15 protein-coding genes are annotated in these 15,769 nt (G+C 71.4%); 4 read left to right on the forward strand and 11 right to left on the reverse strand.

Going from position 1 to position 15,769, the window contains the following annotated elements; translation table 11 throughout:
* The first annotated feature begins 213 nt into the window (after positions 1–213).
* The 4 genes from EST92_RS25685 to EST92_RS25700 all read left to right on the forward strand — a co-directional run bounded on the left by EST92_RS25685 (position 214) and on the right by EST92_RS25700 (position 5,174).
* Positions 214–1,539 carry an extracellular solute-binding protein gene (locus tag EST92_RS25685; RefSeq protein WP_129283164.1) on the forward strand — a complete coding sequence of 442 codons (1,326 nt, stop codon included), beginning with the start codon at positions 214–216 and terminating at the stop codon, positions 1,537–1,539.
* On the forward strand, positions 1,536–2,528 hold the full coding sequence (locus EST92_RS25690; RefSeq protein WP_174244134.1) for a sugar ABC transporter permease: 993 nt from the start codon (positions 1,536–1,538) through the stop codon (positions 2,526–2,528). Before EST92_RS25685 ends, EST92_RS25690 begins: the two co-directional genes overlap by 4 nt.
* Positions 2,525–3,373: a carbohydrate ABC transporter permease gene (locus EST92_RS25695; protein ID WP_129248951.1), complete on the forward strand. Its 849-nt coding sequence runs from the start codon at positions 2,525–2,527 to the stop codon at positions 3,371–3,373. Before EST92_RS25690 ends, EST92_RS25695 begins: the two co-directional genes overlap by 4 nt.
* Before the next feature lie 130 nt (positions 3,374–3,503).
* On the forward strand, positions 3,504–5,174 hold the full coding sequence (locus EST92_RS25700) for a glycoside hydrolase family 13 protein (protein ID WP_129283165.1): 1,671 nt from the start codon (positions 3,504–3,506) through the stop codon (positions 5,172–5,174).
* A 22-nt stretch (positions 5,175–5,196) separates the two neighbouring features.
* On the opposite strand, the gene EST92_RS25705 is transcribed toward EST92_RS25700, so the two are convergent.
* The 11 genes from EST92_RS25705 to EST92_RS25760 form a co-directional block, all read right to left on the reverse strand.
* Positions 5,197–6,006: a sirohydrochlorin chelatase gene (locus EST92_RS25705; RefSeq protein ID WP_129283166.1), complete on the reverse strand. Its 810-nt coding sequence runs from the start codon at positions 6,004–6,006 to the stop codon at positions 5,197–5,199.
* 4 nt (positions 6,007–6,010) lie between these two features.
* The gene (locus tag EST92_RS25710) at positions 6,011–6,994 is read right to left on the reverse strand and encodes an ABC transporter permease (RefSeq protein WP_129283167.1); all 984 of its coding nucleotides are present in this window, start codon (positions 6,992–6,994) and stop codon (positions 6,011–6,013) included.
* Entirely contained in the window at positions 6,981–7,808 is an 828-nt protein-coding gene (locus EST92_RS25715; protein WP_129283168.1) for an ABC transporter ATP-binding protein, read from the reverse strand. The genes EST92_RS25710 and EST92_RS25715 overlap by 14 nt, the downstream gene beginning before the upstream one ends.
* Before the next feature lie 35 nt (positions 7,809–7,843).
* The gene (locus tag EST92_RS25720) at positions 7,844–8,953 is read right to left on the reverse strand and encodes an aliphatic sulfonate ABC transporter substrate-binding protein (RefSeq protein WP_129283169.1); all 1,110 of its coding nucleotides are present in this window, start codon (positions 8,951–8,953) and stop codon (positions 7,844–7,846) included.
* Between the two features lie 210 nt (positions 8,954–9,163).
* Positions 9,164–10,525 carry a GTP-binding protein gene (locus tag EST92_RS25730; RefSeq protein WP_129283170.1) on the reverse strand — a complete coding sequence of 454 codons (1,362 nt, stop codon included), beginning with the start codon at positions 10,523–10,525 and terminating at the stop codon, positions 9,164–9,166.
* A 2-nt stretch (positions 10,526–10,527) separates the two neighbouring features.
* Entirely contained in the window at positions 10,528–11,478 is a 951-nt protein-coding gene (gene cysD / locus EST92_RS25735) for a sulfate adenylyltransferase subunit CysD (protein ID WP_129283171.1), read from the reverse strand.
* Entirely contained in the window at positions 11,475–12,008 is a 534-nt protein-coding gene (gene cysC, locus EST92_RS25740) for an adenylyl-sulfate kinase (RefSeq protein WP_129283172.1), read from the reverse strand. The genes cysD and cysC overlap by 4 nt, the downstream gene beginning before the upstream one ends.
* A 20-nt stretch (positions 12,009–12,028) precedes the next feature.
* Positions 12,029–12,721 carry a phosphoadenylyl-sulfate reductase gene (locus tag EST92_RS25745; protein ID WP_129283173.1) on the reverse strand — a complete coding sequence of 231 codons (693 nt, stop codon included), beginning with the start codon at positions 12,719–12,721 and terminating at the stop codon, positions 12,029–12,031.
* Complete coding sequence (locus EST92_RS25750; protein WP_129251047.1) at positions 12,718–12,906, reverse strand: hypothetical protein; 189 nt, start codon at positions 12,904–12,906, stop codon at positions 12,718–12,720. The genes EST92_RS25745 and EST92_RS25750 overlap by 4 nt, the downstream gene beginning before the upstream one ends.
* A 27-nt stretch (positions 12,907–12,933) precedes the next feature.
* Positions 12,934–14,631, reverse strand: coding sequence for a nitrite/sulfite reductase (locus EST92_RS25755; RefSeq protein WP_129283174.1), 1,698 nt, complete (start codon positions 14,629–14,631; stop codon positions 12,934–12,936).
* Positions 14,632–15,025: 394 nt separating this feature from the next.
* On the reverse strand, positions 15,026–15,625 hold the full coding sequence (locus tag EST92_RS25760) for a GNAT family N-acetyltransferase (protein ID WP_129283175.1): 600 nt from the start codon (positions 15,623–15,625) through the stop codon (positions 15,026–15,028).
* Positions 15,626–15,769: the final 144 nt, after the last annotated feature.

Genomic DNA, 15,769 nt, shown 5'->3' on the forward strand with positions numbered 1-15,769 from the left:
TCGGACGTGTCGTCACATCCAACCGGCACGAGAGCCATGAGCACCAACCCGGCGAACCTATGCGGTCACGGCACTAGCACAAAATGGCGATGACAGCGTTGCCAAGTGATCCCCGCACGAAATCTGCTGTTCACGACCCGTTGACCTGACGACAAGGCCACTTCTAGCCTGCAAGCGCTGTCATCGGTGACAGCCAAGACGTGAGGAGCACTCATGGCCTTGAGCCGCAGAACCCTGCTCGCGGGCGGACTCGCCGTCGGAGCCGGGCTCACCAGCGGTTGCGCGGGCAAGTCCTTGGACACCCTGTTGACCCAGGCTGCGCACGTCCCGCGTACCCCGGCCACTCTCACCTGGTGGGTGTCCGAAATCCCTTCCCGGGGCGGTCCCGTGGTGGCCGACCTGATCATTCGTGCGTTCCAGCGCCGACATCCGCAGATCCGTGTCCGGAAGTCGAACGCCCTGAGTACCACCGACGCCAATCGGGCCGCGGTCACCACTCAGCTCGCGGGCGCCTCGCCCACCCCCGACGTCTATCTCGGCGACACCATCTGGCCGGCCCAGTTCGGGGCCAACTCCCTTGCCCTGCCGTTGCAGAAGCTGCTGCCGAAGGACTTCTGGGAGGGGTACCCGCCGGCGCTGCGCCGGGTCAGCGAGTACCACGGTGCCGTCTATGCGCTGCCCTTCTTCACCGACAGCGCCTTCCTCTTCTACCGCAAGGACCTGCTGGCCAAGCACGGCCTGCCGGTGCCCCGCACCTGGGAGGAGTTGGTGCGCACCTCCCGCAGGATCCAGCGGGCCGGTGACGCCGCCTACGGCTTCCTCTGGCAGGGGAACGTCTCGGAGTCGCTGACCTGCAACGTCACCGAGTTCCTGGCCGACGCCGACGCCCCCGTACTGGATCACTCGGGCGGTGTGGCGCTGAACGGGCCGGGCGCGGAGCGGGCCTTCGCGCTGATGCGGGAGTTCACCGAGACCGGCGTCACCCCCGCTACGGTCACCACCTACGTCGAGGCGGACTCGCAGGACGCTTTCACCGGCGGCCGCGGCGTCTTCCTGCGCAACTGGTCCTACGCCTGGGCCAATGCGGCCGACCGCTCGGTCTCCAAGATTGCGGGCCGGGTCGGCGTCGCACCCCGGCCCGGCTTCGCCGGCGGCGGCCCGTCCGGGGTGAGCTGCGCCGGCGGCTGGAGCAACTTCGTCAATCCCAACTCCCACAACCTCGGGGCCGCGGTCGCCTTCGCCCGCTTCTGCGCCGGCGAGGAGGCACAGATGATCCTGCTGAAGAACGCCGGGGTGATTCCGGCGCTGCAAGAGGTACTCACCAGACCCGAGGCCCGCAAGATCGGCGACCCCACGCTCACCATGGCGCACGAACTGCACCTGGTCGCCCGGCCGGTGCAGACCCCGTACTACTCCCAGGTCAGCAAGGCGCTCTACACCCAGGCCAACGCGGTGACCGGCGGCCGGACCGCGCCGGCCCAGGCGGTGCGCGCGGCCCGCGCCGACATCCGCACCGCGCTGGAAGGCAGGGCGCTGTGAATACCGTGACCTCCTCCGCGACCGTGTCGCGGGAGCCGGCCCCCGAGCCGGCCGGCCCACGGAACGAACCGGGCCCGCACAGCGGCGGTCCGGCCCGTGCGAGCCGGCGCCGACGGGCGCGCACCGGCTGGCTCTTCGCCTCGCCGGCGCTGCTCACCATCGGTGCCGTGACGGTCTTCCCGGTGCTCTTCTCGGTCCTGCTGAGCTTCGCCGATGTCCGCCTGGAATACGGCGGGTTCAGTTTCCGCTCCCTGACGGGCGACCATTACGCCGCCGTGCTGAGCAGCCCGGAATGGCGGCAGGCCCTCGCCTTCACCTTCGGCTTCACCGTCGTCACCGTCGTGCTGGAGCTGGTGTTGGGCACCGCGGCCGCGCTCGTACTGGACCGGCTGGGCGCCGCCCGCGGCTGGGTCCTCGCCGTGCTGCTGCTGCCCTGGGCACTGATCAATGTGGTCGCCGCCCAGCTGTGGGGATATCTCTTCAACGGCACCTACGGCGGGCTGACCTGGTTCTTCGAGCAGCTGCTCGGCCACCAGCCGGACATCCTCGGGCAGCCCGCCTCCGCCATGGGAGCCATGGTGGTGGTCGACGTGTGGAAAACCACGCCCTTTGTCGCCATTGTCGTCCTCGCCGGGCTGATGCTGATTCCCGACGACGTCTACGAGGCGGCAGAGATCGACGGGGCCGGTGCCTGGACCACGTTCTGGAAGGTGACCCTGCCGCAGCTGCGCCCGATCATGGCCATCGCCGTGCTCTTCCGCATCCTCCAGGCCTTCGGCATCTTCGACCTCCCCTTCGTGCTGACCCAGGGCGGTCCCGGCACCGCCACCCAGTCGCTGGCGATCCTGGGATACAAAACGCTCTTCCAGAATCTCGAAATCGGCCGGGGCGCGGCGGTGGCGACCAGCACCGCCGTGATCGTGATCGGCTGCTGTCTGCTCTTCCTGCGGCTCTTCAAGGCGCAGGCCGACGAAGGGGGGCGGGGATGAGCCGCCGCGCACCGGCGTCCGGCATCCGCCGGTACCTCAACGTCGTCAACCTCGGCGGTCTGGCGATCGTCGTGCTGTCGACGCTGCCGCTGTACTGGATGCTCGCGTCGTCCTTCAAAGGTCCGGGGGAGATCAGCGCCGCCCCGCCGACCCTGGCCCCCACGTCGCCGACGCTCGGCAACTACGCGGAGGCCTTCGTCCGCAACGGCATCGGCCGGTATCTGCTCAACAGCGTGCTGGTGGCCTCGGTGTCGACGGCCGTCGTGCTGGGCCTGTCCTTCTTCGCCGGGTACGCCCTGGCCCGCACCCCGCTGCGGGGCCGCGGTCCGCTGATGACCGTTCTGCTGATGCTGTCGGTCTTCCCGCCGATCGCGCTGGTCGTCCCGCTGTTCCTGCTGGAGCGGCAGGTGGGGCTGCTCAACAGCTACGCCGGCCTGATCGTGCCGTACGTCGCGCTCAACCTGCCGTTCGCCATCTGGATCATGCGCAACTACCTGGTCGGCATCCCCCATGAACTGGAGGAGGCGGCCACCGTCGACGGCGCGGGGCCGCTGCGCATCGTCCTGACCGTGATCGCCCCGCTCGCCCGGCCGGGCCTGTTCACCGCGGGCATCTTCACCTTCACCGCGACCTGGGCGGAGTTCCTGCTGGCGCTGACCTTCAACAGCGAGGACGGCCACCGCACCGTTCCGGTCGGCATCGCCCTGTTCACCAGCCAGTACACGGTCCCCTACGGGACGCTCTTCGCGGGGGCGGTGGCGGCCACCCTGCCGATCGGCGTGCTGGTCCTGATCTTCCGCCGCTCGATCGTCTCGGGCATGACCTCAGGGGCGGTCAAGGGGTGAGTCCTTCGCCCAGGGGCCGGCGCCGGTGCCGGCCCCACCCTGCCCCCCACAGCCGGCGCCGCACCGCGCCGTACCCCGTCACACGTCCGCAACCGCACACCGCACACCGCACCGAAAGGTATGTATCCACGTGACCGCACCGCACCTCGGCTCCGACAGCAACACCACCGACTGGTGGCGGCAGGCCGTCGTCTACCAGGTGTATCCGCGCAGTTTCGCCGACTCCGACGGCGACGGTCTCGGTGACCTCCCCGGCGTGACGTCCCGGCTGCCCTACCTCGCCGACCTGGGCGTGGACGCCGTATGGCTGAGCCCCTTCTACCCCTCACAGCTGGCCGACGGCGGCTACGACGTCGCCGACTACCGCGACGTGGACCCCCGTCTGGGCACGCTCGACGACTTCGACGCCCTGGTGGCGACCGCGCACCGCCTCGGCATCAAGGTGATGGTGGACATCGTGCCCAACCACTCCTCCGACCAGCACGTCTGGTTCCAGGAGGCGTTGCGTGCCGCGCCCGGCTCCGCCGCCCGGGAGCGCTACGTCTTCCGCGAGGGGCGGGGCGAGCTGGGGGCGGAGCCGCCCACCGACTGGGTCTCCTGCTTCGGCGGCCCGGCCTGGACCCGGCTGCCCGACGGCTGGTGGTACCTCCACCTCTTCGCCCCCGAGCAGCCCGACTTCAACTGGGACAACCCCGAGGTCCGCGCCGACTTCCGGCAGACCCTGCGCTTCTGGTCCGACCGCGGCGTCGACGGCTTCCGGGTCGATGTGGCCCACGGTCTCGCCAAGGACCTGGCCGCGCCGCTGCGCGACATCGGAGGCGTGGAGAGCTACCGGCCGGAGGACCTGCCCGAGGACGGCAGCCACCCCTTCTGGGACCGGGACGAGGTCCACGACATCTTCCGCGAGTGGCGCAAGGTCTTCAACGAGTACGACCCGCCCCGTATCGCGGTCGCCGAGGCCTGGGTGCGCAACTCCCGCCGCACCGCCTACGCCACCCCCCAGGAGCTGGGGCAGGCCTTCAACTTCGACTTCCTGAAGGCGAAGCTGGACGCGCCGCAGCTGCGCGCCTCCATCGACACCGCGCTCGCCGACGCCCGGGCCGCCGGCGCGACAGCCACCTGGGTGCTCTCCAACCACGACGTGATCCGGCACGCCTCGCGCTACGGCCTCCCGGACGGCCGCGACGAGGAGGCCTGGCTGCTCTCCGACGGCCAGGAGCCGCCGCTGGAACGGGACTTCGGGCTGCGCCGGGCGCTGGCCGCGACCCTGCTGATGCTGGCGCTGCCCGGTTCGAGCTACCTCTACCAGGGCGAGGAACTGGGGCTCCCCGAGGTCGCCGACCTGACCCGCGACAGCCTCCAGGACCCGGTGTGGACCCGCAGCGCGGGCCGGCTGAAGGGGCGCGACGGCTGCCGGGTGCCCCTGCCGTGGCGACGCGAGGGCAGCTCGTACGGGTTCGGCAGCGGCGGTGCGTGGCTGCCGCAGCCCACGGACTGGGGCGAGTGGTCCGTCGAGGCGCAGCAGGGCGTGGCCTCCTCGCCCTTGGAGCTGTACCGCGCGGCGCTGGCCACCCGCCGCCGGCTGGTCGCCGACGAGGCGCTGGAATGGGCCGACGATGCGCCGACCGCCGCCCCGGACATACTCCACTTCCGCCGCTCGGGCGGCTGGGAGTGCGTGGCCAACCTGTCGGACGAGGCCCGGCCGTTGCCGGCCGGCGAGCTGCTGCTGTCCTCCGCACCGGTCACCGGCGGCCATCTGCCGCCGTGGACCACGGTCTGGCTGCACACCGCGGCCGGCTGACCGGCGCACCGGGCCGGACCGGTCAGGCGATCAGCGCCGACCGGTCCGCACCGGCCCGGTCCGCGACCGCGACCGCGTCGTCGTACCGCCGGAGCAGCAGCCGGGCCAGCTCGGGCGCGGCCCCCAGGACCGGCGCCAGGACATCGGCGCCGGCCTCGCGGGCCCCGGCGGCGATGCGGTCCGGCAGGAAGCCGGGGGCGATGACGTACGGGGCGACGGCCACCCGGTCGACGCCCTCGGCGCGCAGCTCCCGCACGGCATCGGCCGTGCGGGGAAGAGATGCGGAGGCGAACGCAGGTCGCACGGCGCACCAACCAGCGGTGCGCCGCCACTCCCGCGCGGTTTCAGCGATCACTGCGATCGCCTCCGGGTCGGAGGAGCCCGCCGCGGCCAGGACGACCCCGGTCGAACGGCGGTCGCCGGGCCGCAGCCCGGCCTGCGCCAGCCGCCGCTCCAGCGCGGCGGTCAGCAGGGCGGACGGGCCGAGCACCTCGGCCTGGTGGACGGCCAGCCGGGGCAGCCGGGCGGTGGCTTCCTGAAGTACCGCCGGGATGTCGGACTTCGCGTGGAAGGCGCGGGTCAGCAGGAGCGGCAGCGCCACCACGTCCCGTACGCGCCCGGAGGCCTGCCCCGCGCGCCGTCCCGCTGTCCCGTCCGCCAGCCGCTCCAGCACCCGCGGCACCCGGGGCGCATGGAAGTCGAGATAGCCGACCTCGACGCGCAGCCCGGGCCGCAGCGCCCGTACCCGTGCGCAGAGCGCGGAGACGGTCGCCGCGTGCCGCGGGTCGCGGCTGCCGTGGGCGATGACGAGAAGCGTGGGGCGGACGTCCATGGGCTCAGCCCTTGACGAGGAGGCCGCGGCTGCGCAGCACCCGGCGTTCGATCGGGGCGAAGATCAGCAGCTCGATGCCGATGCCGACGATCAGGATCAGCAGGATCGCGGCGAGCACCCAGGACATGTCCTGGAGTTCCCGGCCCTGTTCCAGCAGCTGACCCAGGCCGGTGCCCAGATCGGGCGCGTTGACGATGAGTTCGGCGGCCATCAGGGAGCGCCAGGAGAACGCCCAGCCCTGCTTGAGTCCGGCGATGTAGCCGGGCAGTGCGGCCGGCAGCAGCACGTGCCGTACCCCGGTGAGACCGGTCGCGCCGATGGTGCGGCCGGCCCGCAGGTAGAGCGGGGATATCTGGTCGACGCCCGCCACCAGGCCGTTGGCGATGGACGGGACCGCACCGAGCAGCACCACCGCGTAGATGGTGGCGTCGCTCAGCCCGAACCAGATGATCGCGGCCGGCACCCAGGCCACCGAGGGCAGCGACTGCAGACCGCTCAGGATCGGCCCGATCGCGGCCCGTACGGCCTTGACCCGGGCGACGATCAGGCCGAGCACCGTACCGATGGCCACCGAGGTCACGAAGCCCAGGGCGCCACGCGAGACGCTGGTCCACACGAAGCTCAGCAGGGTGCCGTCCAGCCACTTCTGCCGGAGGGAGTCGAAGACGTCCAGGGGGCTGGGCAGCAGGTAGTGCGGCTTCAGCTCGACGTGGTAGGCGAGCTGCCACAGGCCGAGCACGATGACGATGGCCAGGAGGGGCGGCAGTGCCTTGGCGGCGGCGGCCCGCAGCCACGGCTGCCGGGCGACGACCCGGGATTCGAGGGCGTCGAGCCCGGCCTCCAGACCGGCGAGGTCACCGGCGTCGTTGGTGGCGTTGGTGGTGGCTTTGGTGCCGGCAGCGTCGCTGCCGGCGGCCGAGGGCTCCTCGCCGCCGCGGGCGGTGGGTGCGGTGGGTGCGGCGGGTTCGTCGGTCTCAGTGCTGGCCATGTCGGCGGATCTCCCCCCGGAGCTGTTCGGTGATCTCGATGGAAAGGTCGGCGACCGCGGCGTCCTCGATGCGGCGCGGCTGCGGGATGTCGACCTGCCACTCGCGGGCGATCCGGCCCGGCCGGGAGGACAGCAGCACCACCCGCTCGGCGAGCCGCACGGCCTCGCGGACGTTGTGGGTGACGAAGAGGACCGAGAGGTTTCCCGCGCCGACGGCGCTGTCGTTCGCAGCGCGCCAGATGCGGGTCAGTTCGTCGTGCAGCACATCGCGGGTGATCGCGTCGAGCGCGGCGAACGGCTCGTCCATCAGCAGCAGCTGGCTGTCCTGCGCGAGCGCCCGGGCCATCGCGACGCGCTGGCGCATCCCGCCCGACAGCTCGTGCACCCGCTTGCCGTGCGCACCCTTGAGCCGGACGAGTTCCAGCAGCCGCTCGGCCTCGGCACGGCGTTCCGCGCGCGGCACCCCGCGCAGCCGCAGCGCCAGTTCGATGTTGCGGCCCGCGGTCAGCCACGGGAACAGCGCATGTTCCTGGAACATCAGCGCCGGCCGGCCGCCCGGCGTCTCGATGGCGCCGGCGGACGGGGCGTCGAGGCCGGCCACCAGGTTGAGCAGGGTGGACTTCCCGCAGCCCGAGGCCCCCAGGAGGCAGACGAATTCACCGGGCGCCACATCGATGGTGATGTCGTCCAGGACATGCTGCTGTGCGCCGGTGCGGCCGAACGACTTCGAGACATGGTCGATGCGAGCGGCGTAGGGCACGGTGGTGCCCGTGTCCGCCGTGGCGGGCTGCTTGGTGAGCGTGGTGGTCGTCATCGGTGTCACCTCCTGGGGGAGTGCGGTGCTGCGGGCTACTTGCTGCCGAGTCCGGCGTCGTCGACCGGCTGCTTGCCCTCGGACTTGAGCACCTTGTTCAGCAGCGTGAGGTCGTAGATGCCCTTGAGGTCGGGCTTCTTCAGCAGGCCTGCCTTGACCGCGTGGTCCGCCTCCTGCTGGAGGGTGGAGGCCAGCGGGTCATCGGTGAGCTGGACGTTCCGGAACGCCGGGTCGATGACGTTGGCGGGCAGCGCCTTGCCGGCGACGCCTGAGGAGGCGAGCTTGTCGTTCAGGGCCTTCTTCGCCTCGGCCGGGTGCGAGCGGATCCAGTCGTTGGTCTTCACCGAGGCCCGCAGCACCGCCTCGACGGCCTTCGGGTGCTCCTTGAGGAACTTCTGCGAGACGATCATGTTCGTGATGACGAACTTCCCGTCCTTCCACAGCGTCTTCTCGTCCAGGAGCGTCTTGCCGCCCTCGGCGACGAGCTTGGAAGCGGTGGGCTCGGGCACCCAGGCACCGTCGATGGAGCCCTGCTGGAAGGCGGTGGGCGTCACCTTGTTGTCGGTGCGCTGGACGGTGACGTCACCCTTGCCGGTGGTGGGGTCGACCTTGTAGCCCTTGCCGGCCAGGTAGTTCAGCAGCGCGACGTCCTGGGTGTTGCCCAGCTGCGGGGTCGCGAGCGTCTTGCCCTTCAGGTCGTTCAGGCTCTTGATCTTCTTGGGGTTGACCACCAGCGAGACCCCGCCGGAGGCCGAACCCCCGATGATCTTCAGGCTCTTGCCGTGCGACTTGGCGTAGCCGTTGATGGCGGGGGAGGGGCCGATCCAGCCGATGTCGATGGCGCCCGAGTTGAGCGCCTCGATCTCGGCGGGGCCCGCGTTGAAGACGGAGGACTTCACCTCCGTGCCGCCCAGCTCCTTCTGGAACTGGCCGTTCTGGAGGCCGATCAGGGGGGTGGCGTGCGTGGTGTTGCCGAAGAGCCCGATCGTCACGTGATCGAGCCCGTCGGTCTTGGGCCCCTTGGGGGCGACCCCGGCCGCGGTGTCCTTCTTGGCCTCGGAACCGTAGCCGCAGGCGCCCAGCGCCCCGATCAGCAGCGGGACGGAGACGGCGGCCGCCAGCAGGCGGTGACGAACGGCAGACACGGAAGGTGTTCCTCTCGGAGGGCCGGGTCGGTGTGCCCCTATGGCACGCCCGGCAGATCGATGGATCTTCGGTAGCAGGGTGAGGGGTGAGCGGAGGGAGACATCGTCAGCGCACACATCGGCCGACTCCGCCCTGCCCGCTGCCCAGGGCGCCGCTGCCGATGCGGCCGCCCTCCTTCGCGAAGGTCGAGAACACGTCCTGGAGCATGCTCAGAAGTCCCATCCCTCGTCGTCGGAGCCGTCGGCCCGCACGGTCTCGGCCGCCGCCTGCGCGAACGCGTGGCCCGCCATCCCCGCGGTCAGCGTCGTCCCGTCCGCCGGGTCGATCAGCAGGAACGAGCCCGTGCGGCGGGAGTCGGCGTAGGCGTCCAGCGGCAGCGGCTGGGCCGTGCGCACGACGACCCGTCCGATGTCGTTGGCGACCAGCTCGCCGGGCTCCGGGTGCTGGGAGAGGTCGTCCAGCGTCAGCCGGGACGGGATGTCCTTGACGATCGCCTTGACCGTGCGGGTGGTGTGCTTGAGCAGCACCCGGTCGCCGACCTTCAGCGGACGGTCCGCCACATGGCAGATGGTCGCCTCGATGTCCTGCGAGACGGCCGGCGCGGTGGCGGTCGGGGCGATCAGGTCGCCGCGCGAGATGTCCAGGTCGTCGGTGAGCCGGAGGGTCACCGACTGCGGTGCCCAGGCTTCGTCCACGGCCTGGCCGAGCGCGTCGATCGCCTCGATGGTGCTCGTACGGCCCGAGGGCAGCACGGTGACGGCATCGCCGACGCGCAGCACGCCGGAGGCGATCTGGCCCGCGTAGCCGCGGTAGTCGGGGTGCTCGGCGGTCTGGGGGCGGATCACGTACTGGACCGGGAAGCGGGCGGGGTCGTCGGAGGGGTCGGCGACGACCGGGACGGTCTCCAGGTGCTCCAGGACGGTTGGGCCGCCGTACCAGTCCATGTGGGCCGACGGCGTCACGACGTTGTCGCCGGCCAGCGCCGAGATCGGGATCGCGGTGATCTCCGGGACGCCCAGCGAGGCCGCGTAGGTCGTGAACTCCTCGGCGATGGCGGCGAAGACGGGCTCGGCGTAGTCGACCAGGTCCATCTTGTTGACGGCCAGGACGACGTGCGGGACCCGCAGCAGGGCGGCGACCGCGGCGTGCCGGCGGGTCTGCTCGACCACGCCGTTACGGGCGTCGACCAGCACGACGGCCAGTTCGGCGGTGGAGGCGCCGGTGACCATGTTGCGGGTGTACTGCACGTGCCCGGGGGTGTCCGCCAGGATGAACCGGCGCCGCGGGGTGGCGAAGTAGCGGTAGGCGACGTCGATGGTGATGCCCTGCTCGCGCTCGGCGCGCAGCCCGTCGGTCAGCAGGGCCAGGTCGGGTGCCTCCTGCCCGCGGCCCAGGGAGGCGCGCTCGACGGCCTCCAGCTGGTCGGCGAGCACCGACTTGGAGTCGTGCAGCAGCCGGCCCACCAGCGTCGACTTGCCGTCGTCGACGGATCCGGCGGTGGCGAACCGCAGCAGCGAGGTGGCACCCGCGTGGACGGCGTCGATCGCGCCCGGGTTCGTGGTCGTGCTCATGGTTAGAAGTACCCCTCGCGCTTGCGGTCCTCCATGGCGGCCTCGGACAGCTTGTCGTCGGCCCTGGTCGCGCCCCGCTCGGTCAGCCGGGACGCGGCGATCTCCGCGATGACGGCCTCGATGGTGTCCGCGTCGGAGTCGACGGCACCGGTGCAGGACATGTCGCCGACGGTGCGGTAGCGCACCTGCCGCCGCTCCAGGGTCTCCCCGTCCTTGGGGCCGCCCCACTCACCGGGCGCCAGCCACATGCCGCTGCGGCCGAAGACCTCGCGCTCGTGGGCGTAGTAGATGGCGGGCAGTTCGATCTTCTCGCGGGCGATGTACTGCCACACGTCCAGCTCGGTCCAGTTGGAGAGCGGGAAGACCCGGACGTGCTCGCCGGGGGAGTGCTTGCCGTTGTAGAGCTGCCACAGCTCGGGACGCTGCCGGCGCGGGTCCCAGCCGCCGAACTCGTCGCGCAGCGAGAACACCCGCTCCTTGGCGCGCGCCTTCTCCTCGTCCCGGCGGCCGCCGCCGAAGACCGCGTCGAAGCGGTTCTTCTCGATGGCGTCCAGCAGCGGGACGGTCTGCAGCGGGTTACGGGTGCCGTCCGGGCGCTCGCGCAGCTCACCGCGGTCGATGAAGTCCTGCACGTGGGCGACGTGCAGCCGCAGGCCGTGCCGCTCGACCGTGCGGTCGCGGTAGTCGAGGACCTCGGGGAAATTGTGCCCGGTGTCGACGTGCAGCAGCGAGAACGGCACCGCGGCCGGCGCGAACGCCTTCAGCGCGAGGTGCAGCATGACGATGGAGTCCTTGCCGCCGGAGAACAGGATCACCGGCCGCTCGAACTCGCCCGCCACCTCGCGGAAGATGTGCACCCCCTCGGACTCCAGCGCGTCCAGGTGGGAGAGGGCGTACGGGGAGTCGCCCTCGTGGCCCGGGCCGGTCGCGGTGATGGAAGCGGCCGTCGTCATGCCAGTCCCCTCTCGGTGAGCAGCGTGTGCAGCGCCGCGGCGGACTCCTGCACGGTCTGGGTGTGCGACTCGATGCGCAGATCGGGCGACTCGGGAGCCTCGTACGGGTCGTCCACGCCGGTCAGCCCGGAGATCTCGCCGGCCGCCTGCTTGGCGTACAGCCCCTTCACATCCCGCTCGGAGCACACCTCGACGGGGGTGGCCACATGCACCTCCAGATAGGCGGTGCCCTCGCTCTGATGACGCCCCCGCACCGCCTCGCGGCTGTCCGCATACGGCGCGATCACCGGCACCAGCGCCTTGACGCCGTGGCTCGCCAGCAGCTCGGCCACGAAGCCGATGCGCTGGACGTTGGTGTGCCGGTCCTCGCGGCTGAAGCCGAGCCCCGCGGAGAGGAACTCGCGGATCTCGTCGCCGTCGAGCACCTCGACACGGTGGCCCTCGCCGCGCAGCCGGCCGGCCAGCTCGTGCGCGAGGGTCGTCTTGCCCGCGCTCGGCAGACCGGTCAGCCAGATCGTGGCGCCCGTCATGGCTATCTCCTGATGGTCCGTCATCCGTGCAGCCCGCACTCGGTCTTGTTGCTGCCGGCCCAGCGGCCGGCCCTGGCGTCCTCGCCCTCCAGCACCCGGCGGGTGCAGGGCGCACAGCCGACGGAGGCGTAGCCGTCCATCAGCAGCGGATTGGTGAGCACCCCGTGCTCGGTCACGTACGCATCCACATCGGCCTGCGTCCAGCGGGCGATCGGCGAGATCTTCACCTTCTGCCGCTTGGGGTCCCAGCCGACGACCGGGGTGTTCGCCCGGGTCGGCGACTCGTCCCGGCGCAGCCCCGTCGCCCAGGCGTCGTACGCGGCCAGACCCTCTTCGAGGGGCCGGACCTTGCGCAGCGCGCAGCACAGGTCGGGGTTGCGGTCGTGCAGCTTCGGGCCGTACTCGGCGTCCTGCTCGGCCACGGTCTGCCGCGGCGTCAGGGTGAGCACGTTGACGTCCATCACCTCGGCCACCGCGTCCCGCGTCCCGATCGTCTCCGGGAAGTGGTAGCCGGTGTCCAGGAAGACCACGTCCACGCCCGGGAAGGCCCGTGAGGCCAGGTGCGCGACGACCGCGTCCTCCATGGAGGAGGTGACGCAGAAGCGCGGGCCGAAGGTCTTCGCGGCCCATTCGAGGATCTCCAGGGCGGGCGCGTCCTCCAGGTCCCGGCCTGCCTGCTCGGCCAGCTGCTGAAGGTCGGTAGCGGTGGTCACGTGGTACCTCCGTCGGAAGCGGAAGGGGGCCGGCCGGTGCTGCCCGGCGCCAGCAGGCCGCGGAACGTCAGCCGGAACGCCCGGCTGCAGGCCCGGCATTCCCACGCACCGTGGCCCTCCTCGGACGGCTGGAGGTCCTCGTCCCCGCAGTACGGGCAGTAGAACGGCGCCGCGCGTTCACTCACGGTGTCCTCCGCTCGGCCTCGGCCCGCTCACTTCAGCGCACCCTCTTCCGCACGGGCCGCCCACTGGGCGAACCGCTCGCCGTCGGTGCGCTGCGCCTCGAAGTTGCGCAGCACCCGCTCGACGTAGTCGGGGAGTTCGTCGGCGGTGACCTTCAGCCCGCGGACCTTGCGGCCGAAGCCGGCCTCCAGGCCCAGCGCGCCGCCCAGGTGCACCTGGTAGCCCTCGACCTGGTTGCCGTCGGCGTCCAGGACCAGCTGGCCCTTGAGGCCGATGTCCGCGACCTGGATGCGGGCGCAGGCGTTCGGGCAGCCGTTGAGGTTGATGGTGATCGGCTCCTGGAACTCCGGCATCCGGCGCTCCAGTTCGTCGATGAGCCAGGAGCCGCGGCCCTTGGTCTCGACGATGGCGAGCTTGCAGAACTCGATGCCGGTGCAGGCCATCGTGCCGCGCCGGAACGGCGAGGGGCTGACCTGGAAGTCCAGCGCCTCCAGCCCGGCGACCAGCGCGTCGACCTGGTCCTGCTCGACGTCCAGGATGATCAGCTTCTGCTCGACGGTGGTGCGCAGCCGGTCGGAGCCGTGCGCGGCGGCGAGTTCGGCGATCTTGGTGAGGGTGGTGCCGTCGACCCGGCCGACGCGCGGGGCGAAGCCCACGTAGAAGCGGCCGTCCTGCTGCCGGTGCACACCGATGTGGTCGCGCCACGTGGAGACCGGCTCGTCGGGCGCCGGGCCGTCGACCAGCTTGCGCTGGAGGTACTCGTCCTCCAGCACCTGGCGGAACTTCTCCGGGCCCCAGTCGGCCATCAGGAACTTCAGCCGGGCGCGGGTGCGCAGCCGGCGGTAGCCGTAGTCGCGGAAGATGCCGACGACACCGGCCCACACGTCCGCGACCTCGTCCAGCGGCACCCAGGTGCCCAGGCGCCGGGCGAGCTTGGGGTTGGTGGACAGGCCGCCGCCGACCCAGAGGTCGAAACCGGGGCCGTGCTCGGGGTGGACGACGCCGACGAAGGCCACGTCGTTGATCTCGTGGACCACGTCCTGGACGGGTGAGCCGGAGATCGCGGTCTTGAACTTCCGCGGCAGGTTGGAGAATTCCTTGCTGCCGATGTAGCGCTCGTGGATCTCCTCGACCGCCGGGGTGCCGTCGATGATCTCGTCCGCCGCGATGCCGGCCACCGGGGAGCCGATGATCACTCGCGGGCAGTCGCCGCAGGCCTCGGTCGTGGAGAGCCCCACCGACTCCAGCTTCTCCCAGATGGCGGGGACGTCCTCGATGCGGATCCAGTGCAGCTGGATGTTCTGCCGGTCGGTGATGTCCGCGGTGCCGCGGGCGTACTGCTCGGAGACCTCACCGATGGCGCGCAGCTGGGCCACGCTCAGCCGTCCGCCGTCGACGCGGACCCGCAGCATGAAGTACTTGTCGTCCAGCTCCTCCGGCTCCAGGATCGCGGTCTTGCCGCCGTCGATCCCGGGCTTGCGCTGGGTGTACAGGCCCCACCAACGCATCCGCCCGCGCAGGTCGTTGGGGTCGATCGAGTCGAAGCCGGCCTTGCTGTAGATCGTCTCAATGCGTGTCCGCACATTGAGACCGTCGTCATCCTTCTTGAACTGCTCGTTGCCGTTGAGCGGAGTGAAGTGCCCCACGGCCCACTGGCCCTCGCCGCGGTGGCGGCCGGCCTTGCGGCGGGTCGTGGCAGCTGCGGTCGGTTCCGGGGTGGCGGCCATGGATGTCTGTCCTTCTGGGCGGGCTCAAGGAGGCGGACGGGGATGCCGGACACCCGGCTTGACCTGCGCAGACACACCGAAGTGCGGCGCGTGGCACGCGTCGGTGAGGCCTGCGGGGCAGGGGGCGTCAGGGCGTCCGCGACGGCGGGGACGAGGGGGCGGGGGTTCGGTGTGGTGCTGGGTGCTGCCAAGGGCCGAAGGCCCTGGTGAATGCGACCTCAGCCCGCCCGACAAATGGCGCTGGACATGCGGCCGAGGTCGACGTGCCGCCGACTCACCAAGGCAATTCCAGCTCGAGACATGACGGAAGCCTGTCACGCCGTTCTCCGGCCAGTCCACCGTCATCCAAAATATGGACAACTCTGTCCCGCATCGCGAGACAGTGTGCTGTCCGTCACTCTCCGGCGGCCGCGCCGGACCTGACGGGCCCCGCCCCGGGCCACGGGCCGGGCGCCGGTACGTCGGGCTCCTCGGTCACCGTGGTGTCGTACAGCCGGAAGCCGCGCCGCTGGTAATTGGCCATGGCGTGCCGGCCGTCCTTGCTGCACGTGTGCACCCACACCCGCTTCGTCGGGGCCTGCCCCGGCCACCGCTCGGCGAGGTCCCAGGCCCGCTCGATCCCGTACGAGAGCAGCAGCCCGCCGATCCGGCGCCCCCGGAAGGCCGGGACGAGCCCGAAGTAGACGATCTCCACGGAGCCGTCCGGGCCCGCTTCCAGCTCGATGAACCCGGCGGGGGTGCCGCGCTCGTACGCCACCCAGGTCTCCACGCCCGGCCGCCCGAGGTACTCCGCCCACCGGGCGTACGGCCAGCTCAGCCGGTCGGTCCAGGTGACGTCCCCGCCGACCGCCGTATAGAGGAAGCGGCTGAACTCCGGCGAGGGTACCTCGGACCGGGCGATACGGACGCCCTGCTCGGGCGGCGGCCCCTGGACGGGGGTCAGGTCGGCGCGCGAGGTCTGTTCGAGATACCAGGTGGTGACCGAGAGGCTCATGCCGCCAGCACATCACACCCGGATCGGTCCCTGGCCGCGGCCCGGGGGCCGGAGGGACGAGCCGGACCGGTGGGGCGGGCCGCGGCCAGGGACCGATCCGGGTGTGATGTGCTGGCGGCATGAGCCTCTCGGTCACCACCTGGT

It is taken from the genome of Streptomyces sp. TM32 (genome assembly GCF_004122755.1).
In the GTDB taxonomy this organism is placed as follows: domain Bacteria; phylum Actinomycetota; class Actinomycetes; order Streptomycetales; family Streptomycetaceae; genus Streptomyces; species Streptomyces sioyaensis.